Origin of the sequence: Cupriavidus sp. WS (genome assembly GCF_000395345.1) — a bacterium.
Classification (GTDB): Bacteria; Pseudomonadota; Gammaproteobacteria; order Burkholderiales; family Burkholderiaceae; genus Cupriavidus; species Cupriavidus basilensis_B.
This window is the reverse complement of record NZ_AQPL01000257.1, coordinates 1-19,261: the sequence shown is the minus strand read 5'-3', so window position 1 is coordinate 19,261 and position 19,261 is coordinate 1. Positions and strand designations below refer to the sequence as shown.

The 19,261-nt window shown below is 72.8% G+C and carries 20 protein-coding genes, 1 other RNA gene and 1 riboswitch; of the genes, 10 read left to right on the top strand and 11 right to left on the bottom strand.

Annotated elements, in window-relative coordinates; translation table 11 throughout:
- Positions 1 to 112: 112 nt before the first annotated feature.
- Positions 113 to 1,657, bottom strand: coding sequence for a cobyric acid synthase (locus K206_RS38865; RefSeq protein ID WP_081651468.1), 1,545 nt, complete (start codon positions 1,655 to 1,657; stop codon positions 113 to 115).
- Between the two features lie 83 nt (positions 1,658 to 1,740).
- On the opposite strand from K206_RS38865, the gene cobU reads away from it, so the two are divergent.
- Genes cobU through K206_RS0120815 form a run of 4 tightly spaced genes read left to right on the top strand, consistent with a single transcriptional unit; the run spans position 1,741 to position 5,390 of the window.
- On the top strand, positions 1,741 to 2,463 hold the full coding sequence (gene cobU, locus K206_RS38860; protein WP_020204328.1) for a bifunctional adenosylcobinamide kinase/adenosylcobinamide-phosphate guanylyltransferase: 723 nt from the start codon (positions 1,741 to 1,743) through the stop codon (positions 2,461 to 2,463).
- Positions 2,457 to 3,428 (top strand): adenosylcobinamide-phosphate synthase CbiB, encoded by a 972-nt coding sequence (gene cbiB, locus K206_RS0120825; protein WP_020204327.1) that lies wholly within the window; start codon positions 2,457 to 2,459, stop codon positions 3,426 to 3,428. Before cobU ends, cbiB begins: the two co-directional genes overlap by 7 nt.
- The gene (cobD, locus tag K206_RS0120820; protein ID WP_020204326.1) at positions 3,425 to 4,462 is read left to right on the top strand and encodes a threonine-phosphate decarboxylase CobD; all 1,038 of its coding nucleotides are present in this window, start codon (positions 3,425 to 3,427) and stop codon (positions 4,460 to 4,462) included. Before cbiB ends, cobD begins: the two co-directional genes overlap by 4 nt.
- 22 nt (positions 4,463 to 4,484) lie before the next feature.
- Positions 4,485 to 5,390: a cobalamin-binding protein gene (locus K206_RS0120815; RefSeq protein WP_029043880.1), complete on the top strand. Its 906-nt coding sequence runs from the start codon at positions 4,485 to 4,487 to the stop codon at positions 5,388 to 5,390.
- A 15-nt stretch (positions 5,391 to 5,405) separates the two neighbouring features.
- Here K206_RS0120815 and K206_RS0120810 read toward each other — a convergent pair whose 3' ends face one another.
- The 7 genes from K206_RS0120810 to K206_RS0120780 are packed head-to-tail and all read right to left on the bottom strand — an operon-like array spanning position 5,406 to position 12,287.
- Positions 5,406 to 5,981, bottom strand: a complete 576-nt coding sequence (locus tag K206_RS0120810; RefSeq protein WP_020204324.1) for a histidine phosphatase family protein — start codon at positions 5,979 to 5,981, stop codon at positions 5,406 to 5,408.
- Positions 5,966 to 6,730 (bottom strand): adenosylcobinamide-GDP ribazoletransferase, encoded by a 765-nt coding sequence (locus K206_RS0120805; RefSeq protein ID WP_020204323.1) that lies wholly within the window; start codon positions 6,728 to 6,730, stop codon positions 5,966 to 5,968. Before K206_RS0120805 ends, K206_RS0120810 begins: the two co-directional genes overlap by 16 nt.
- A 30-nt stretch (positions 6,731 to 6,760) precedes the next feature.
- The gene (cobT, locus tag K206_RS0120800; protein ID WP_020204322.1) at positions 6,761 to 7,801 is read right to left on the bottom strand and encodes a nicotinate-nucleotide--dimethylbenzimidazole phosphoribosyltransferase; all 1,041 of its coding nucleotides are present in this window, start codon (positions 7,799 to 7,801) and stop codon (positions 6,761 to 6,763) included.
- Positions 7,802 to 7,846: 45 nt separating this feature from the next.
- Entirely contained in the window at positions 7,847 to 8,506 is a 660-nt protein-coding gene (gene cobO / locus K206_RS0120795) for a cob(I)yrinic acid a,c-diamide adenosyltransferase (protein WP_020204321.1), read from the bottom strand.
- Positions 8,503 to 9,354 carry an ABC transporter ATP-binding protein gene (locus tag K206_RS0120790; protein WP_029043879.1) on the bottom strand — a complete coding sequence of 284 codons (852 nt, stop codon included), beginning with the start codon at positions 9,352 to 9,354 and terminating at the stop codon, positions 8,503 to 8,505. The genes cobO and K206_RS0120790 overlap by 4 nt, the downstream gene beginning before the upstream one ends.
- A 5-nt stretch (positions 9,355 to 9,359) precedes the next feature.
- Complete coding sequence (locus K206_RS0120785; RefSeq protein ID WP_020204319.1) at positions 9,360 to 10,367, bottom strand: iron ABC transporter permease; 1,008 nt, start codon at positions 10,365 to 10,367, stop codon at positions 9,360 to 9,362.
- A gap of 12 nt (positions 10,368 to 10,379) precedes the next feature.
- Positions 10,380 to 12,287, bottom strand: coding sequence for a TonB-dependent receptor domain-containing protein (locus tag K206_RS0120780; RefSeq protein ID WP_020204318.1), 1,908 nt, complete (start codon positions 12,285 to 12,287; stop codon positions 10,380 to 10,382).
- A gap of 195 nt (positions 12,288 to 12,482) precedes the next feature.
- Positions 12,483 to 12,729, bottom strand: a riboswitch (cobalamin riboswitch).
- Positions 12,730 to 12,948: 219 nt separating this feature from the next.
- On the opposite strand from K206_RS0120780, the gene K206_RS0120775 reads away from it, so the two are divergent.
- The 6 genes from K206_RS0120775 to K206_RS0120755 all read left to right on the top strand — a co-directional run bounded on the left by K206_RS0120775 (position 12,949) and on the right by K206_RS0120755 (position 16,691).
- Entirely contained in the window at positions 12,949 to 13,272 is a 324-nt protein-coding gene (locus tag K206_RS0120775) for a hypothetical protein (protein ID WP_020204317.1), read from the top strand.
- The gene (locus K206_RS0120770; RefSeq protein ID WP_020204316.1) at positions 13,269 to 13,610 is read left to right on the top strand and encodes a cell division protein ZapA; all 342 of its coding nucleotides are present in this window, start codon (positions 13,269 to 13,271) and stop codon (positions 13,608 to 13,610) included. The genes K206_RS0120775 and K206_RS0120770 overlap by 4 nt, the downstream gene beginning before the upstream one ends.
- Before the next feature lie 308 nt (positions 13,611 to 13,918).
- Positions 13,919 to 14,130, top strand: a non-coding RNA gene (gene ssrS / locus K206_RS41165) — 6S RNA.
- Positions 14,131 to 14,446: 316 nt separating this feature from the next.
- Positions 14,447 to 14,941, top strand: coding sequence for an EVE domain-containing protein (locus K206_RS0120765; RefSeq protein ID WP_020204315.1), 495 nt, complete (start codon positions 14,447 to 14,449; stop codon positions 14,939 to 14,941).
- A 123-nt stretch (positions 14,942 to 15,064) separates the two neighbouring features.
- Complete coding sequence (locus K206_RS0120760) at positions 15,065 to 15,892, top strand: sulfite exporter TauE/SafE family protein (protein WP_020423855.1); 828 nt, start codon at positions 15,065 to 15,067, stop codon at positions 15,890 to 15,892.
- A gap of 97 nt (positions 15,893 to 15,989) precedes the next feature.
- Positions 15,990 to 16,691 carry an SIMPL domain-containing protein gene (locus K206_RS0120755; protein ID WP_020204313.1) on the top strand — a complete coding sequence of 234 codons (702 nt, stop codon included), beginning with the start codon at positions 15,990 to 15,992 and terminating at the stop codon, positions 16,689 to 16,691.
- On the opposite strand, the gene K206_RS0120750 is transcribed toward K206_RS0120755, so the two are convergent.
- The 3 genes from K206_RS0120750 to K206_RS0120740 form a co-directional block, all read right to left on the bottom strand.
- Complete coding sequence (locus K206_RS0120750; RefSeq protein WP_020204312.1) at positions 16,651 to 17,316, bottom strand: NTP transferase domain-containing protein; 666 nt, start codon at positions 17,314 to 17,316, stop codon at positions 16,651 to 16,653. The two genes, K206_RS0120755 and K206_RS0120750, sit on opposite strands and share 41 nt — an antisense overlap.
- Positions 17,313 to 18,407 carry an XdhC family protein gene (locus tag K206_RS0120745; RefSeq protein ID WP_020204311.1) on the bottom strand — a complete coding sequence of 365 codons (1,095 nt, stop codon included), beginning with the start codon at positions 18,405 to 18,407 and terminating at the stop codon, positions 17,313 to 17,315. The genes K206_RS0120750 and K206_RS0120745 overlap by 4 nt, the downstream gene beginning before the upstream one ends.
- A 20-nt stretch (positions 18,408 to 18,427) precedes the next feature.
- On the bottom strand, positions 18,428 to 19,261 hold an 834-nt coding region (locus K206_RS0120740; protein ID WP_020204310.1), incomplete at its 5' end, for a VWA domain-containing protein.

The following is a 19,261-nucleotide window of genomic DNA, read 5'->3' as shown; positions in this document are numbered from 1 at the left end:
CCGGGCTCTCCGCAAGCGATTTCCAGGGCGGCCGCCATCGGGCGCCGCATCGGCTCCTGCCGCCCGCGACGCCGATGCCGCCGGCCCTGGCGGCGCGGGCCCGCGTGCGAGTTTAGCAGTTGGCGGCGGCTTCGTGACAGCCGCCGGCGGGCGTTTGCAGCGGGGCAAACAGCGCGGCCAGGTCCAGATGGGCGGCCAGCGTGTCGGCCAGCCGCTCCAGCGAGGCCTCGCGCAGCGCCGCCAGGTCCACGCCCTCGGCCCGCGCCAGCCCGGCCCAGCGCAGCAGCGCGGCGCACGCGGCGGGCTGGTCGAACAGGCCGTGCACGTAGGACGCCAGCACCTGCCCGTCCTCCGACAGCGCGCCGTCCGGGCGCGCGCCGTCGAGCCACAGCGCCGGCCGCGCCAGCGCCGGGCCGGTGGTCACGCCCATGTGGATCTCGTAGCCCTGCACCGCCGCGTCCCCGCCCTCCAGCGCCAGGCGCCCGGCCACCACGCGCAATTGCTTGTGCGGCGCCAGCTCGGTGGCGTAGTCGAGCAGGCCGAAGCCGTCGCTGCCGCCGGCCGGGCCTTCGTGGCCGGCCGGGTCTTCCACGCGCCGGCCCAGCATCTGCATGCCGCCGCAGATGCCGATCACCTTGCCGCCGTAGCGCAGGTGCCGCCGCAGCGCCGCTTCCCAGCCGTTGGCGCGCAGGAAGGCGAGGTCGGCGCGCACGCTCTTGCTGCCGGGCAGCACGATCAGGTCCGCCGGCGGAACCGGCATGCCGGGGCCGACGAAGCGCAGGTCCACCTGCGGATGGGCGCGCAGCGCGTCGAAATCGGTGTGGTTGGAAATGCGCGGCAGCACCGGCACGATCACGCGCAGCAGCTCGCCGTGCTTGGCCGCCTGCGCGCCGATGATGGCGTCCTCGGCATCCAGGTGCAGGCCGTGCAGGTAGGGCAGCACGCCCAGCACCGGCTTGCCGGTGCGCGCCTCCAGCCAGCCCAGGCCCGGCTCGAGCAGCGCGATGTCGCCGCGGAAGCGGTTGATGACGAAACCCTTCACGCGCGCGCGCTCCGAGTCCGACAGGCAGTCGAGCGTGCCCACCAGGTGCGCGAACACGCCGCCGCGGTCGATGTCGGCCACCAGCACCACCGGGCAGTCGACCGCCTCGGCAAAACCCATGTTGGCGATGTCGCGCTCGCGCAGGTTGATCTCGGCCGGGCTGCCGGCGCCTTCCACCAGCACCACCTCGTAGGCATCCGACAGGCGCCGGTGCGACGCCAGCACCGCCTGCATCGCCACCGGCTTGTAGGCGTGGTAGTCGCGCGCGCTCAGGTCCATGCGCGCCTGGCCGTGGATGATGACCTGCGCGCCGGTATCGCTGCTGGGCTTGAGCAGCACCGGATTCATATCGGTGTGCGGCGCCAGCCCGGCGGCCTGCGCCTGCAGCGCCTGGGCGCGGCCGATCTCGCCGCCGTCGGCGGTGACGGCGCTGTTGAGCGCCATGTTCTGCGGCTTGAACGGCGCCACGCGCACGCCGGCGCGCGCCAGCAGGCGGCACAGGCCCGCCACCAGCGTGCTCTTGCCCGCGTCGGAGGTCGTGCCCTGCACCATCAAGGTACCGCGCAAGCCACCCGGCAGCGCGCCGGGACCGGCTTCGGAGAGAGGATTTTGCATCGCGGGATTATCGCACCCGCCTGCGCGCCGGCGGCGGCCTCGCCGAGCGTGCGGAGCCCGGATGCGCCCGCTACAATACCCGGATGACGCCGGCCAACGCTTCCGCTACCGCCACCGAGCCCGCCGCCACGGCCACCGCCGTGCCGCAAGGCGAGCGTGCGCCCCGCGCCGCTGCGGCGCCGCATGCCGCCGCTGCCACCGCTGCCGCCGGACCGGCGCGCCAGCTCACGCTGGTGCTCGGCGGCGCGCGCTCCGGCAAGAGCCATTTCGCCGAGCAGCTGGCCACCGACCACGCCGCCGCCTGCGGCGGCCCCGTCACCTACATCGCCACCGCGCGCCACGACGACGACAGCGCCGACGAGGAAATGCAGCTGCGCATCGCGCTGCACCGCGCGCGCCGCCCGGTCGACTGGGGCCTGGTGGAAGCGCCGCTGCACCTGGCCGACGCGCTCTACGCCAACGCCACCCGCGACGGCTGCATCCTGGTCGACTGCGTCACGCTGTGGCTCAACAACCTGCTGTTCCTCGACGCGCGCAGCTATCCCGAGCACGGCCTGGTGACGCCGCCGCCCGCGTTCACCGAGGAAATCGACGCGCTGCTGGCCGCGCTGCCCACGCTGCCCGGCCACGTGATCCTGGTCTCCAACGAGATCGGCTTCGGCGTGGTGCCGATGGGCGCCATCACGCGCTTCTACGTCGACGAACTGGGCCGCCTCAACCAGAAGCTGGCCGCCGCCGCGGACCGCGTGCGGCTGGTGGTGGCCGGCATTCCCGTGAGCGTCAAGGGCGCCGATCCGGCGTGCTGATACTGTCCGCGCTTTTCACCTGGCCCGCCTGCGTGGCGGCGGCCGTGGCCGGCGTGCTGCTGGACCAGTGGCTGGGCGAGCCGCGCCGCTGGCATCCGCTGGTCGGTTTCGGCAACCTCGCCGCCGCGCTCGAGCGGCGCGTCAACCGCGGCGGCGCGCCGCTGCGCCAGCGCATCGCCGGCATCGGCGCGTGGCTGCTGATGGTGCTGGTGCCCGCCGCGCTCACCGCCCTGCTGGTGCAGGCCGCCGCGCAACTGAGCGTGGCGCTGGCCTGGCTGCTGCAGGCGCTGGCGCTGTACGCCGCGCTCGGCGCGCGCAGCCTGCACCAGCACATCGCGCCGATCGCCACCGCGCTCGCGCGCGGCGACCTTGCCGAGGCGCGCCGCCTGACCGCGCGCATCGTCTCGCGCGACACCGCCGACGCGGATGCCGAGGCGGTGGCGCGCGCCGCCTGCGAGTCCGCGCTGGAAAACGGCAACGACGCCGTGTTCGGCGCGCTGTTCTGGTTCCTGCTCGGCGGCGCGCCGGCCGTGGTCGCCTTCCGCCTGGCCAACACGCTCGACGCGATGTGGGGCTACCGCACCCCGCGCCTCGTGTATTTCGGCTGGGCCGCGGCGCGGCTCGACGACCTGCTCAACCTGATTCCCGCGCGCCTGACCGCGCTGTCCTACGCGCTGCTCGGCCACACCGCGCAGGCGCTGCGCTGCTGGCGCGCGCAGGCGCCGGCCTGGTCCAGCCCCAACGCCGGGCCGGTCATGGCGGCCGGTGCCGGCGCGGTCGGCGTGGCCCTCGGCGGCCCCGCGCGCTACCACGGCGAATGGGAAGACCGCCCGCCGCTGGGCGCGGGCGCGGCCCCCGGCAGCGCCGAAGTGCGGGCCTGCCTGCGGCTGGTCCGGCGCACCTTGTGGCTGTGGCTGGCCCTTGCCGCCGCCAGCGCCATCCTCCTTCATTTCTTGCCCGCATGACCATGCCCATCCGCCACGGCGGCGACCTGCTCGCCGCCGAGCGCCGCTACGGCCGGCCCGCCGCCGGCTGGCTCGACCTCTCCACCGGCATCAACCCCGACGGCTATCCGGTGCCGGCGCTGCCCGCCGACGCCTGGCAGCGCCTGCCGCAGGACGACGACGGCCTCGCCGCGCTGGCCGCGCGGGCCTGCGGCGCCGCGCACGCGCTGCCGGTAGCCGGCTCGCAGGCCGCCATCCGCGCGCTGCCGCTGCTGCTGCGGCCGGGCCGCACGGGCGTGGCCGCGCAGGGCTACAGCGAATACGCGCCCGCCTTCGCGCGCGCCGGCCACGAGGTGGTGGCGCTGGCCGAGGCGGACTTCGCGCGGCCGGACCTGCCCGCGCGGCTCGACCACCTCGTGGTGGTCAACCCCAACAACCCGACCGCGCGCACGTTGGCGCCGGACACGCTGCTGCGCTGGCACGCGCAGCTGGCCGCGCGCGGCGGCACGCTGCTGCTCGACGAAGCGTTCATGGACTGCACGCCCGCGCTGTCGCTGGCGGCGCACGCGCACCGGCCCGGGCTGGCGGTGCTGCGCTCGCTCGGCAAGTTCTACGGACTGGCCGGCGTGCGCTGCGGCTTCGTGCTGGCCGAACCCGCGCTGCTGGCCGCGCTGTCGGCGCATCTCGGCCACTGGACCGTGGCCGGCCCGGCGCGCGCGGTGGCGCGCCTGGCGCTGGCCGACACGGCCTGGCAGGACGCCACGCGCGCGCGGCTGCGCCAGTCCGGCGAGCGCCTGGCGACGCTGCTGCGCGCGCACGGGCTGGCGCCCGCGAGCCATGCGCTGTTCAGCTGGGTGCAGCACGCCGATGCCGCGCAGCTGCACGACGCGCTGGCGCGGCAAGGCGTGTGGACGCGCTTGTTCGACGCGCCCGGCAACGGCGCGCCGCCGAGCCTGCGCCTGGGTTTGCCGCCGGCGCGCGACGACGCCTGGCAGCGGCTCGACGCCGCCCTGGCCAGTGCTTGCGGCCACGCCTCCAACCCCACCCATGCATGAGCCGCACATGAGCCGCCCGCCGATGACCCGCGCCCTGCTTTCCCTCTCCGTCCTGCTCGGCTGTGCGCTGTGCGCCGGCGCCCGCGCCACCGTCTCGGTGGTCGACGACGCCGGCCAGACCGTCACGCTGGCGCAGCCCGCGCAGCGCGTGATCTCGCTGGCGCCGCACGTCACCGAGCTGCTGTTCGCCGCCGGCGGCGGCGCGCGCATCGTCGGCACGGTGAGCTACAGCGACTATCCGCCGCAGGCGCGCGAGATCCCGCGCGTGGGCGACAACAAGGCGCTCGACCTCGAACGCATCGCCGCGCTCAAGCCGGACCTGATCGTGGTGTGGCGCCACGGCAATGCGCAGAAGCAGACCGACCGCCTGCGCGCGCTCGGCCTGCCGCTGTTCTTCAGCGAGCCGCGCAAGCTCGACGGCATCCCCGGCAATATCGAGCGGCTCGGCACGCTGATGGGCACCGAACCCGCCGCCGGCGCCGCCGCGGCCAGCTTCCGCCAGCAGATCGACAAGCTGCGCCAGACCTACGCCGCGCGCGCGCCGGTGACGGTGTTCTACCAGGTCTGGCAGCAGCCGCTGATGACGCTCAACGGCCAGCACCTGATCAGCGACGTGCTGGCGCTGTGCGGCGGGCGCAACCTGTTCGCCAGCGAATCGCTGCTGGTGCCGACGGTCTCGGTGGAGTCGGTGGTGGCCGGCAATCCCGAAGTCATGATGACCGCCAGCATGGGCGCCACGCGCGCCGACCGCCCGCTGCCGGACTTCGCCATGTGGGAGCGCTGGAAGCAGGTCACGGCGGTGGCGCGCGGCAACCTGTACGCGATCGACGGCGACCTCGTCAACCGCGCCGGGCCGCGCCTGGCGCGCGGGGCGGAGATCATCTGCAAGGACCTCGACGAAGCGCGCGCCAGGCGGCCCGCGCAGTAGCGCCGAGACGGATCGTCAGATCCGGTTCCACCAGCGCAGCCGCGCCGCGCCGCCGCCCAGCGCGAAGCGGCAACTGGCGCCGAACGCCAGATCCCAGCCCAGCGTGGTGGCCAGCGGCACGCCGAGCCAGTGCGCGGCCAGCATGCGCATCGGCCCGGCGTGCGTGACCACCCACAGGCAATCGCCCGGATCCGCCGGCAGCGCATCGGCCCAGGCCGCCACGCGCGCCAGCGCCGCGGCCGCGCTCTCGCCGCCGTGCGGCGCCGCGTGCAGCAGGTCGGCGGCCCAGGCGTCCAGCTCCGCGCGCGGCACCGCGTCCCAGGCCAGCCCTTCCCAGTTGCCGAAATCCAGCTCGCGCAGGCGCGCGTCGGGCTCGGGCACGAGCGCATGGCCCGCGGCCAGCAGCGCCGCGGTCGCCCGCGCGCGCTGCTGCGTGCTGCACAGGATGCGCCGCGGGGCCAGCCCATCGAGCGCGGCCAGCATGCGCGCCGGCGCGGGCGCGACCGGCTCGGCCAGCGCGAGGTCGAGCGCGCCGTAGCACAGGCCCGGCGCCACCTGCGGCTGCGCGTGGCGGATCAGGACCAGGTCCATGCCGCCGCCACGAGGTAGATCAGCAGTTCGGCCAGTTGCTGCGCCATGCCGAGGCAGTCGCCGGTACAACCGCCGATGCGCCGCACGAAGTAGCGGCCCAGCAGCCAGCGCAGCAGCGCCAGCGCGGCCAGCGCGGCGCCGGCGAACGCGGGCGACACCAGCAGCAGCGGCAGCGCGCCGCACAGCAGCGCGAAGGCCAGGCCGAAGCCGGACAGGCGCTGCGCCACCGGCTTGGCCTTGCCTTCGGGGCGCACGTAGTCGAGCGTGGCGAGATAGCTCGCCGCGAGCGCGCGGCTGGCGCCGTGCGCGGCCACCAGCACCAGCAGCAGGTCCGCGGTGCCGCCGCGCATGGCGATGGCCAGCAGCAGCTGCCACTTGAGCAGCAGCGCCACCACCAGCGCGATGGCGCCGAACGCGCCGATGCGCGAGTCGTGCATGATGCGCAGCACGTCCTCGGCCCGGTAGCCGCCGCCGAAGGCATCCACGCAATCGGCCAGCCCGTCTTCGTGGAAGGCGCCGGTGGCCAGCAGCGTCACCGCCATGCCGAGCAGCAGCGCCACGCCGGGCGGCCACCATTGCAGCGCGCCCCAGCTCGCCAGCGCGCCGAGCGCGCCCACCAGCAGCCCCACCAGCGGGAAATAGCGCGCCGCCGCGTTCAGGTAGTGCGGCGCGAAGCCGACCCAGCGCGGCACCGGCACGCGCGTGAAATAGCCGACCGCGGTGAGGAAGTAGCGAAGTTCGTCGAGCATGGGCCGGTGCCTGGGAGCGATCCGCGCAGTCTACGCCGACGCCGTGCTGACGCCGGCGCCGCCGAAGGTGGCCATCTCGCGCAGGAACGCGGTGGCCGACACCAGCAGCGGATAGGCCAGCGCCGCGCCGGTGCCCTCGCCCAGGCGCAGGTCCAGCGCCAGCAGCGGCTCGGCGCCGAAGCGCGCGAGCAGCTCGCGATGGCCGTGCTCGTGCGAGCAGTGCGAGAACACGCAGTAGTCCAGCACCGCGGGATCGAGGCGCTGCGCCACCAGCAGCGCGGCCGAGGCGATGAAGCCGTCCACCACGATCACCATGCGGCTGGCCGCGGCGGCCAGGAAGGCGCCGGCCATCATGGCGACCTCGAAGCCGCCGAACGCGGCCAGCGCGTCGAGCGGCTCGACCGCATCGGCATGCAGCTCCAGCGCCTGCGCCAGCACCGCGCGCTTGCGCGCGAGGCCGGCATCATCCAGCCCGGTGCCACGGCCGATGCAGGCGTCGAGCGGCGTGCCGGCGAGCCGGCTCATCAGGCAGGCGGCCGATGAGGTATTGGCGATGCCCATCTCGCCGAAGGCGATCACGTTGGTGCCCAGCTGCGCGTGGCGCAGCACGCGCGCCATGCCGGCGGTGAGCGCCGCCTCGGCCTGCTCCGCGCTCATCGCGCGCTCCCGCGCGAAGTTGCGCGTGCCGGCGGCGATGCGGCAGTTGACCAGCCCCGGCGCGGCCGGCAGCGGCGCGCGCACGCCGGCGTCCACCACCTCCAGCGCCAGCCCGTGCTGGCGCGCGAACACGTTGATGGCGGCGCCGCCGCCGAGGAAGTTGAGCACCATCTGCGCCGTCACCTCGGCCGGATAGGCGCTCACGCCGGCATCGGCGATGCCGTGGTCGGCGGCGAACACGATCACCGCCGGGCGCCGGAGCTCGGGCGCGGTGCTGCCGGTGATCAGGCCGATCCGCAGGGCCAGCGATTCGAGCCGGCCCAGCGCGCCGAGCGGCTTGGTCTTGGCGTCGATGGCGGCCTGCAGCGCCGGGCGGAGAGAAGCATCGAGCGGGACGATGGCGGGAAACTGCATGATGTTCGAATACTCGTAGTCGTTCTGGAATCGCGTAGCGCGAGCTTACATCTCGATGCCGCGCTGGGCCTTGATGCCTTGCTTGAACGCGTGCTTGACCGGCGTCATCTCCGTCACCGTGTCGGCCGCGTCGATCAGTGCCTGCGGCGCGCCGCGGCCGGTGATCACCACGTGCTGCATCGGCGGGCGCGCGCGCAGGTCGGCGATCACGGTGTCCACGTCGAGGTAGTGCAGCTTGAGCGCGATGTTGAGCTCGTCCAGCAGCACCAGGCCGATGGCCGGGTCGCGCAGCAGGCCGCGCGCGACTTCCCACGCGGCTTCGGCCTTGGCCACGTCGCGCGCGCGGTCCTGGGTCTCCCAGGTGTAGCCCTCGCCCATCACGTGGAACGCGCACTGGTCCGGGAAGCGGCGCAGGAACATTTCCTCGCCGCTCGGGATCGCGCCCTTGATGAACTGCACCACGGCGGCCTGCATGCCGTGGCCGAGCGCGCGCACCACCATGCCGAAGCCGGAGCTGGACTTGCCCTTGCCGTTGCCGGTGGTGATGACGATCACGCCGCGCTCGTCCTGCGCGGCGGCGATCTTGGCGTCGACCACGTCCTTCTTGCGCGCCATGCGCGCGTTGTGGCGCTCGTCGCGCGCGGCGTCTTCCGGCGTGGGGGTGGTATTGGCGTTGGCGTTGGCGTTGGCGTTGGGTTCGGTCATGATGAAATTCCGTCTTGTTCGTCTGGCCCGCCCGGATGCGGGTGGAAGGCGCCGTGCGCGATCAGCGCGGTATGCCGGCCGTCGCTGACGCTGACGATCGGCGTGCGCAGCGCGTGCGAGCAGTGCGCCGGCGTGAGGACGTCGGCGGCCGCGCCGTGCAGGCACAGGCCGTCCTCGGCCAGCAGCAGCGCGTGGGTGGCGTAGCGGCGCGCGAGGTTGAGGTCGTGCAGGATCACGATCACGGCATGGCGGCCGGCGCGCGCGAGGCCCGCCATCGTGTCCAGCACCATGATCTGGTGGCGCAGGTCGAGATGCGCGGCGGGTTCGTCGAGCAGCAGCAGCGGCGCCTGCTGCGCCAGCGTGGCGGCCAGCGAGACGCGCTGGCGCTCGCCGCCGGACAGGGTCAGCACGTCGCGCGCGGCGAGCGCGTCGAGATCGAGCTCGCGCATCACCGCGGCGACGACGGCATCGTCCTCGCGGCGCGCCCAGCCCCAGCCCGACAGGTGCGGATGGCGGCCGACCGCCACCGCGTCGCGCACGCGCATCGAGAAGGTGTCGCTCACCGCCTGCGGCAGATACGCGCGCTGCAACGCGAGCGCGGCCGGCGCGATCTCCAGCGGCGCGCGGCCGTCGAGCAGCACCGCGCCGCCGTCCGGCTTGCGCAGCCCGGCCAGCACCGACATCAGCGTGGACTTGCCCACGCCGTTGGGGCCAACCACGCACCACAGCTCGCCGGCCCGCACCGACAAACTCAGACCGTCGAGCAGCACGCGCGCGCCGGCGCGCAACTGCAGGGCCCGCAACGCCAGCACGGGACAGTTCGAGACGGGTTCGTTCCAGCTTGGCATCGGCATCAGCGCGGCCTGCGCAGCAACAGGAAGAGGAAGGTCGGCACGCCCAGCAGCGCGGTGATGACGCCCACCGGCAACTGCGCCGGCGCGATCACGGTGCGCGCCACCAGGTCGGCCGCCATCAGCAGCGCGCCGCCCAGCAGCGCCGAGGCCGGCAGCAGCAGGCGCTGGTCGTTGCCCCACGCCAGCCGCACCAGGTGCGGCACCACCAGCCCGACGAAGCCGATCGAGCCGGCCGAGGTGATGGCCACCGCGATCGCCACCGAGGCCAGCACGAACACCGACATGCGCACCGCGCCCACGCGCACGCCGAGCGCCTGCGCCACGGTCTCGCCCATCAGCATGGCGTTGAGCGCGCGCGCCAGCGGCATGGCCAGCAGCACGGCCAGCGCCAGCGCGCCGAGCGCGAGACCGTAGCTGGCGGTGCCGCCGAGGTCGCCGGTCAGCCAGAACAGCATGCCGCGCAGGCGCGCCTCGGGCGCCACGCTCAGAATCAGCGTGATCAGCGCGCCCCAGCCCGCGGCCAGGATCACGCCGGTCAGCAGCAGGCGCGAGCCGGCCTCGTGGTGGCCGCCCTGCACCTGCGGATGCAGCAGGTCGCGCCGCGCCAGCGTGGCCACCAGCAGCATCGAGAACAGCGCGCCGCCGGCGGCGCCGGCCTGCACAGTCCACAGCGGCCACATCATCAGCATGGCGCCGAGCGCGCCGGTGGCCGCGCCGCCCGAGACGCCCAGCACGTAGGGCTCGGCCAGCGGGTTGCGCAGCAGCACCTGCATCAGCGCGCCGGTCAGCGCCAGCAGGCCGCCGCAGGCGAAGGCCGCGGCCGCGCGCGGCAGGCGCAGCTCGCGCACGATGGCGCTGGCGGTGTCGGCGGTGTCGGCGCCGCCGCCGGCCAGCGCGTGCCACACCTGCGCCGCGCTCAGCGGCACGCTGCCCACCGCCAGCGACAGCACGAACACCGCCGCGCCGGCGGCGGCGAGCATCAGCCAGACGGCCAGCGCGCGGCGCATCTCAGGCCGCCGTCAACGCTGGCGCCAGCCCAGCGTGACAAAGCCGGCGCGCCCCTGCGTGTTGTAGGGATAGGCGAGCTGGTAGTTCTTGTCGAACAGGTTTTCCACGCGGGCGGCGATGAACCATTGCTTGTCGATGTTGTAGCGGGCGTTGAGGTTGACGATACCGTATCCGCCCAGCGTGCGCGAGCCGCTGTCCAGGCGCGCCGACGAAATGACCCACTCGCCGCCGAGGCGGAAGTCGCCGAACTGGCGGCCCACGTCGAAGGCGGCGTGGCGGCGCGCGCGGCGCAGCAGCTGGGTGTTGTTCTGCTCGTCGAGCGGGTTCTGGAAGGTCACGCTGGCGCCCACGTCGGTGCCCAGCAGGCGCGCGCGCCACGAGGCCTCGACGCCCTGCACCTTGGCTTCGGCGACATTCTGCGCCAGGTACAGGCCATTGGGCTGCAGCGCCGAGACGATCAGGTTGTCGTAGCGGGTCTCGAACGCGGTCACGCGCAGCAGGCCGGCGCCGTCGGTGCTGTACTGCGCGCCGAGCTCGACCGAGCGGGCGCGCTCGGGCTGGATGCCGGGCTGGCCGTAGCCGGGGTAGTACAGCTCGTTGAAGGTGGGAGCGCGGAAGGCGTTGCTGGCGTTGGCGATCAGCTTGAAGGCCTCGGTCAGGTTGTAGCCGTAGCCGGCGAAGTAGCTGGCCTGGCTGCCGAAGTCCGAGTAGTGGTCGTTGCGCACGTTGAGCTGCAGCTGGTGCTTGCCCAGGCGGCCGTCGTAGCCGGCGAACACCGAGGCGATATTGCGCACCGGCGTGGCGTAGGAGCTCGAATCGAGCTCCTGCTGCGCGTACTCGGCGCCGAACAGCAGCGTGTGCGTGGGCGCCAGCGCGTATTCGTTCTGCCAGGTGTACTGGCGGTTGCGCGTGTTGAAGCGGCTGTCGAACAGGCCGTTCCTGGTCGTGGTGCTGCGGTCCTCGCTCTGCGCCACCTTGAAATGCGTGCTCCAGTCCCGGCCCAGCTTGCCGTTGACGAAACCCGATACGGTGTAGAGCTCGCTGTCCATCCACCAGACGTCGGTGGGCTTGCCCGAGGTGCTGTCGTAGGACAGCTTGCTCTTGGAGTAGTAGGCCGTGACGCCCGCGTCCCAGTCGCTGGTGAAGCGGTGCTTGACCTGGCCCGACACGCTCTTGTTGTCGTAGGGGTTGTCGTTGGGATTGGCCTTGGGCTGCTGCTGCGGGTTGACGGCGGAGAAGCCGTCGGTCTTGAAGATCGAGCCGGTGAGGTTGAACGAGGTGTCGCCGACCTGGCCGCCGTAGCCCACCGTGGCCTGGCGCGTGTTGTTGCTGCCGTACTCGATCTGCGCGTTGGCCGCGGGCGGCTTGCCCGCGCCGGTCTTGGTGAAGATCTGCACCACGCCGCCGATGGCGTCCGAGCCGTACAGCGCCGACACGTTGCCGCGCACCACCTCGATGTGGTCGATCTGGTCGGGCAGGATGTTGGCCAGCTGCGCCGTGCCGCTGCTGGCCGACGACACGCGCACGCCGTCGATCAGGATCAGGGTCTGGTTGCCGTTGGCGCCGCGCATGAACAGCGTGGTGTTGGCGCCCATGCCGCCGTTGGCGGCGAATTCCACGCCGGCCTGCGAGCGCAGCAGCGTGCGCAGGTCGGGCGCCTGCGAGTTGACGATGTCCTGCTGCGTGACCACGGTGGTGTGCGGCAGCGCCTCGGTCAGCGCCTGCGCGGTGCGCGTGGCCGTCACCACCACCGGGGCCAGCGGCGTGGCGGCGGGTTGCGTGGCCGGTTGCGTGGCAGATTGCGCGGCGGGTTGTGCGACCGGTTGCGCGACGACAGGCTGTGCGGCCGGCTGCGGCGCGGGTTCGCTGTCGGGCGCCGGCTGGGCCTGGGCCAGGCCGTGCGCGCCGGCGGCGAGCACGGCAAGCAGGCCGGCCGACAGGGGCCGGCGCGCGCGCGCGGCAACGAGAACGGGAACAGACTGGCGAAGCGCCGGCGATGCCGGCCGGCGGTGCCGGGAAGACGATGAACGCATGGTGCGAAGAGGGAGAGAGCAGCCTGGTCCGTTCCCCCGCGGACCGTCTGGCGACGAAGCGCGCCACGCATCCTGCGGAAGGCGGCGCACTCTCGTTCAGGCCGGTATCCGGGCTGGCGACACCAGTCCGACCGCCTTCCCGGACCTTGCGGTTCAGTGGCTGATGGGTCGGCCTTGCGATATTTCCGATCGCGGTCGCTTACCGTTGCGGGGGCAGCACAGGTTGGCCCGGCACGCGCCCTGGCGGCGGCGGCTGGCTCCCTGTTTCCCGTTGAACTGCAACCCTGTAGTGAACAGGATTGCGAGCACCTGGAACGTGCGCGAGTGTAGGCAGTTTCACCGCGAGCGTCAATGACGCCCCGCGCACCGCCCCGGGCCGCGCGAAAACGCATGGAAGCAGCCAGGAAATGCCGCCGCGGCGCCCGTTGGGCGACGTTGCATGCAACTTCGGCGCGCTGGCCCGGTCACACCGGGCTGCTTTCCACGGCTGCGCGCGGAGCGCTTGGGCTAGAATCCCAGAACCCGAAACCCGGATATGACAGGCTCTATGCTCACCGAACTCGAACAACTCGCCGCCAAGATCGGGCGCGTGCTGCATCACGCCGACACCCTGGCAGCGGAGAACCAGCGCCTGCGCGAGGAGATCGAACGCCTGCAGGCCGAGGCCAGCCAGCTGCGCGGCGACCGCGAGGCGATGGCCGCCGACCGGGAGCTGCTCAATATCAAGATCGAGGAAGCGCAGTTGCGCATCCAGTCGATCCTCGACAAGCTCCCCACCGCCAGCGACGCCCGCCAGCTCGACCTGCTCGGCGACGGCGCCGCGCAGGCCGCGGACAGCGCCCTCACCAAGGCACCCGGAGAAAACGCATGAGCAACAAGCAAGTCGAAGTCAGCATCGCCGGCCAGTCCTACCGCTTCGCCATCGCGCCGGACAACGAAGCCGCGCTGCTGGAAGCGGTGGCCCTGGTAGACGACCAGATGACCCGCCTCAAGAGCGGCGTCTCCGCCAAGGGCGTGGAGCGCGTGGCGGTGATGGCGGCCATCAGCATCGCCTCGGACCTGCTCTCGCTCAAGCGCAAGCAGCAGGAAGACGGCGCGATTCCGGTGGACGCCGTGCGCGCGCGCATCCGCGAGCTCAACGAGCGCGCCGACGAGGCGCTGCGCCAGTACGCCCACGTCGGCACCGGCGCGCCCATTTCCCGCGGCTGAACGGGGCCGGGCGCGGCCGGCCGCGGCGCGGTGCCCCGCACGGCACAGTTGTGACGCCGCGATGACCGCGATGTGCCCGAGGTGCCGCGCGCGTCGGCAAAATGTAACGGCCCGGCACGGCGGGCTTGGTATGAAATGCCCGGCGGTGTATAGTGGAGCCAAGTCGCGCCAAGCCACATAGTCGCGACACCAAAGGTCGGGTTATCGTGCCTGACCGCCGTTTTCATCCCATCCAAGTTAGAAACGGCAAACGTCTGACAGCCTGCGGAAGCGATTGGTCCTGCGGCAACAAAGTCAGACGTTTGACAGTTTCCCTGCCTGGTTCGTCAGGATCATATTCCTTGAACCGATAAGCATTTGTTGGTGCGGGACAATGCCGTGTGGGCGAGCGCGTCGCTTGATTCAAAGTTCGCAGTCGGGACTCCCTGAGTCAGTGATGTACCCAAAATGCGGCTTCCGCAGCCACTCTGAACCTCACTTGGGTTCAGGATGCCGATCCAGCGGCCGAGGCGGGGACCCCAACGAGAGAAGGCGGTGGTTTGAAACCACCGCCTTTTTTTTGCGCTCGTTTTTTTGCGCTCGTTTTTTTGCGCGGCCCCTTTTTGCGCGGCCCTGGCGATGCCTGCCGGTTCCTCGCGCCTCCCCGCATTTCCTCGCGTTTTTCGCATTTTTCACGCTTCGCGCCCGCGCGGCGCACCCGGCCGCGCGAGCCGCGCACGGCTGGCGCACGGCTGCTGCGCGACTGCCGCACGATGGCATACACGGTTTTCTTTTGGCCGGGCTTGCTGCACCATAGCGCTGTCGCCAACGCCACTCCGCCGTGAGCCAATCCGCCAATGAGCCGCTCCTCGCAAGCCAATGCCGCCGACCGGGCCCGCCAGTACTGGCTGATGAAATCGGAGCCGAACGAGGCCAGCATCGACGACCTCGCCAGGCGCGGCACGCTGCCCTGGACCGGCGTGCGCAACTACCAGGCGCGCAACTTCATGCGCGACGCCATGCGCATCGGCGACGGCGTGCTGTTCTATCACTCGTCGTGCCCGCAGCCCGGCATCGCCGGCCTGGCCGAGGTCGGCTCGCAGCCCTACCCCGATCCCACCCAGTTCGATCCCGAGAGCGAGTATTACGACGACGCCTCCAGGCCCGACGCGCCGCGCTGGGTGCTGGTCGACGTGCGCTACGTCGGCAAGGGCCCGCTGATCTCGCTGGCCGATCTGCGCGCGCACGCGGAACTGGCCGACATGGTGGTGCTGCGGCGGGGCAACCGCCTGTCCATCACGCCGGTGACGCCGGCCGAATGGCGCTTCATCACCACGCGGCTGATGGGCTGACCGCTTGATCGGCTGACCGGCTGACCGGCTGATCGGCCGGTCGGCTGCCCCGCGCGGCGCGCGGCGCGCCCGCCCTTCCCGGCGCATCGGCGCCAACGACATCCACAAGGCCGGCCTCGTTCCATGCATGTCTCCCTGATTCCCGGGCTGTTGCTGCTCGGCGCCTTTACCGGCTTCTGCGCCGGCCTGCTCGGCGTGGGCGGCGGCATGCTGATGGTGCCCTTCCTCACGCTGCTGTTCACCTACCTGGATTTCCCGCACGAGGCCATCGTCCACATGGCGATCGCCACCTCGATGGCGACCATCCTGTTTACCTCGCTGTCCTCGGTGCGCGCCCACCACCTGCACGGCATGGTGCGCTGGAAGCTGGTGCTCGCGCTGGCGCCCGGCATCCTGGCCGGCGGCCTGCTCGGCGGCGGCAAGGTCTTCGCCGCGCTCAAGACCGGCTGGCTGTCGCTGCTGTTCTCGGTGTTCGTCGGCTTCTCGGCCTGGCAGATGCTGCGCAACCGCAAGCCCGCGCCGCACCGCCAGCTGCCGGCCACGCCGGGCATGCTCGGCGCGGGCGGCGTGATCGGCTTCCTGTCCAGCCTGGTGGGCGCCGGCGGCGGCTTCGTCTCGGTGCCGTTCATGACCTGGTGCAACGTGCCGATCCACAACGCCGTGGCCACCTCGGCCGCGCTCGGCTTCCCGATCGCGGTGGCCAGCGTGATCGGCTACGTGTGGAGCGGCTTCGGCGTGGCGGGACTGCCGGCCGGCTCGCTCGGCTACATCTACCTGCCCGCGCTGGCGGTGATCGCGCTGGCCAGCGTGCTGACCGCGCCGCTGGGCGCGCGCACCGCGCACCGCCTGGACGTGGCGCAACTGAAGAAGGTCTTCGCCTGCCTGCTGTTCTGCCTGTCGGCCTACATGCTGTGGAAGGCGTGGCACGCGTTCGCGCTCCAGGCGCTCTAGCGGGCGGATACAAGTGGATACAAGGTCGATCCCGCATCGTGGAACGATCGCGCCGCGGGTGCGTCAGAATACGCATTGCCAGAAACGGGAGAACACCATGAAAAAACTGCTTGCCGCCACGCTGCTCGGCACCACCGCCATGATCGCCTCGGCCCAGGGCGGCGCCCCGGCCCGCGATCCCGCGCCCGCCGGCGTGCTGTCGCTGTCGGCCCAGGCCGCCACCGACGTGCCCACCGACGTGGTCCACCTGACCCTGGCCGCCGAGCAGGAAGGCGCCGAGCCCGGCGCGATCTCGTCCGCGCTGTCCGCCAAGGCGCAGCAGGTCATCGCGCAGGCCCGGCGCACGGCCGGCGTGCAGGCGGAATCGGGCGGCTTCACGATCAACCCGTCCACCGACCGCAACGGCCGCATCAGCACCTGGCGCGGACGCGCCGAGGTGATCCTGCAATCGCGCGACTTCGCCGCGGTCTCGAAGCTCGCCGGCCAGCTTGCCAGCCAGATGCAGGTGCAGAACATCGCCTTCTCGCTCTCGCGCGAAACGCGCCAGGCCACCGAGGCCAGGCTGGCCGAGCAGGCCGTGGCCTCGTTCCGCGCCAAGGCCGACACCACCACCAAGCTGTTCGGCTACAGCAGCTACGCGATCCGCGAAGTGCAGGTCAGCGAGATCGGCGCGGTGCAGCCGATGCCGCGCATGTACGCGGCCAAGGCCATGATGTCGGACGCGGCGCCAGTGCCGGTCGAGGGCGGCAAGGCCCAGGTCACGGTGACGGTGAACGGCTCGGTGCAGATGCTGAAGTGAGCCGCGCCACGCGCGCGGCGATGCGCGCGTAGTCTTCCGGCGTATCCATGTCGGTGGTGAAGCGGTCGTGGCCGGCCTCGTGGACGAAGACCTCGTCCGGGTGCTCGGCGATCAGCCTGCGGCAGCCCGGATTCACGTGCCCGGCCACGACCTCCGCGGCGTAGCTCGCCGAGAACGCCACCGGGTTGCCGCGCTGCCCCGCGTACATGGGCACCACGATCGCGCCGCGCGGCATCGCCGCGAACGCGCGCACCAGCTCCAGGTAGTCGGCCGCCTCCAGCAGGACCTGATCGGCCAGGCACACCAGCACCACGCTGCACGGCATGCGCAGCGCCGCCACGCCGGCGGCCACCGAAGTCATCTGCCCCTCCTCGTAGCGCGGGTTCGGCTGGAAAGCGACCGGCAGGCCGTCGAGCGCGCCGATCACCTCGCGGCCCTTGTACCCCGTCACCACCACGATCTCCCGCGGCCGCGCCGCCAGCAGCGCGCGCACCGTGCGCCGCACCGCCGGCTCGCCGTCCAGCGGCAGCAGCAGCTTGTGCGGCCCGCCCATGCGCGACGACATGCCCGCGGCCAGCACCACCGCCGAGAAGGCCGGCAACGCCGCGTCCGCCGGCGCGCTCATGTGGCCTTGCGCGCGCCGCGCGCGGCCGGCAGGTATTTGTCCGGGTCGCGCTCGAACTCCACCTTGCAGCCGTCGCAGCAGAAATACACGCGCTGCCCGCCATGCTCGACCACGTGCCTGGCCGACGCGATGTCGACCGCCATGCCGCACACCGGATTGACGTAGCGCGCGGCGGTGGCGGCGGGAGCCGGCGCCATCGATTCGCACGGCAGCATCGCCGGCAGCGCCTCGCCGCTCTGCGCGGGCGCCTGCGCGGCCTGTTCTTCCTCCATCTGCCGGCGCAGCGCCACCAGCCCGGCTACCGCGCCGAGCGCGATCTCCTGCGGCGTGCGCGCGTGGATGTGCGGGCCGGCCGGCGCATGCAGCGCGGCCAGCCGCTGCGGCGCGATGCCGCGCCGCTGCATGGCCTCGCGCAGCGTCTGCGCCTTGCGCTGGCTCGCCACCAGCAGCACCGCCGCGGCCGGGCCGCGCAGCGCCGCTTCCAGCGCGTCCTCGTCGCCGTCGCCCTGGGTGGCCACCAGCACCAGCCGCGGCGCCAGCGCGGCGAGCGCGGCCGGGTCGTAGCCCGCCACCACCTGGCGCAGGCCCAGCGCCGCCAGCGGCACCGTCATGCCGGCCGCGGCCACCACGGCGAAGCCCATGCGCTGCGCCAGCACGCAGGCTTCCAGCGCGGTCGGCGTGGCGCCCAGCACCAGCGCCACCGGCGGCGGCAGGGTCGGCTGGATGAACAGCTCCAGCGTGCCGTTGCTCGCGCACGGCATGGCGTGCATCTCGATGCCGGCCTCCGCCGCCGCGGGCGCGTTGCTGATGCGCAGCAGCTTGGGGGCGCCGGTGCGGATCGCCTCCAGCGCGGCCTGGATCACGATGGCGCGCGAACAGCCGCCGCCGACCCAGCCGTGCAGCGCGCCGTCCTCTTCCAGCAGCGCCTGCGCGCCCACCCAGGCCGAGGTGGGCGGCTGCGCGCGGATCACGGTGATCACCGCGAACGGGCGCAGCGCGTCGATCAGCCGCTGCTCGCGCAGCAGCAGCGCTTCGCCGTCGATGGCGTCCGTGGCGGGGTCTGTGGCGGGGTCTATGGTGGCGTGGTTCATGGCAGGGTCCGGAACGTCGTTTACTGCAATACCGACAGGACTTGCGGCAGCACCTGCCGCAGGCTCGCCAGGTCGCGCGCGCCGGCCAGCAGGTCGAGATACGGCAGCGCCGCCGACATGCCGGCGCTGGCCGGCGTGAAGCCGGGCTGGCCCATCAGCGGGTTGAGCCAGACCAGCCGGCGGCAGCGCCGCCGCATCTTGCGCAGGGCTTCCTGCAGCAGGCCGGGCTCGCCCGCGTCGTAGCCGTCGCTGACGATCACCACCGCCGTGCGCGAATGCAGCAGCGCCGCGCCGTGGCGGCGGTTGAACGCCTCCAGGCTTTCGCCGATGCGCGTGCCGCCGGCCCAGCCCGCCGACAGCAGCGCCAGGCGCTCCTGCGAGCGCCACGGGTCGGGGTCGCGCAGCGCCTGCCCCACGTTCGCCAGCGCGGTGTGGAAGATGAAGCAATGCACGTCGGCCAGCCGCGCGCTCAGCACGCGCGCCAGGCGCAGGAAGAAAAAGCTGTACAGGCTCATCGAGCGGCTCACGTCCAGCAGCAGCACGATGCGCGGGCGTTGCCGCCGGCGCTGCCGCCACGCCAGCTCCAGCGGCAGGCCGCCGCGCGACACGCTGCGCCGGATGGTGGCGGCCATGTCGATCATGCGGCCCGACGCCGCGCTGCGCTCGCGCCGCGTCTGCACGCCGCGCAGCCGCTGCGCGAAGCGCCGGATCGCGTCGTCGATGGCGAACAGCGCGTCGGGCTGGTTGAGATGGCGGAAATCCGCGTGCGCGAGCGACTCCGCCGCGCTGGCGCCGCGCGCGGCCGCGCGGCCCTCCGCCGCCAGCGTCTCCGCCTCGGGGCCGGGCGACGACAG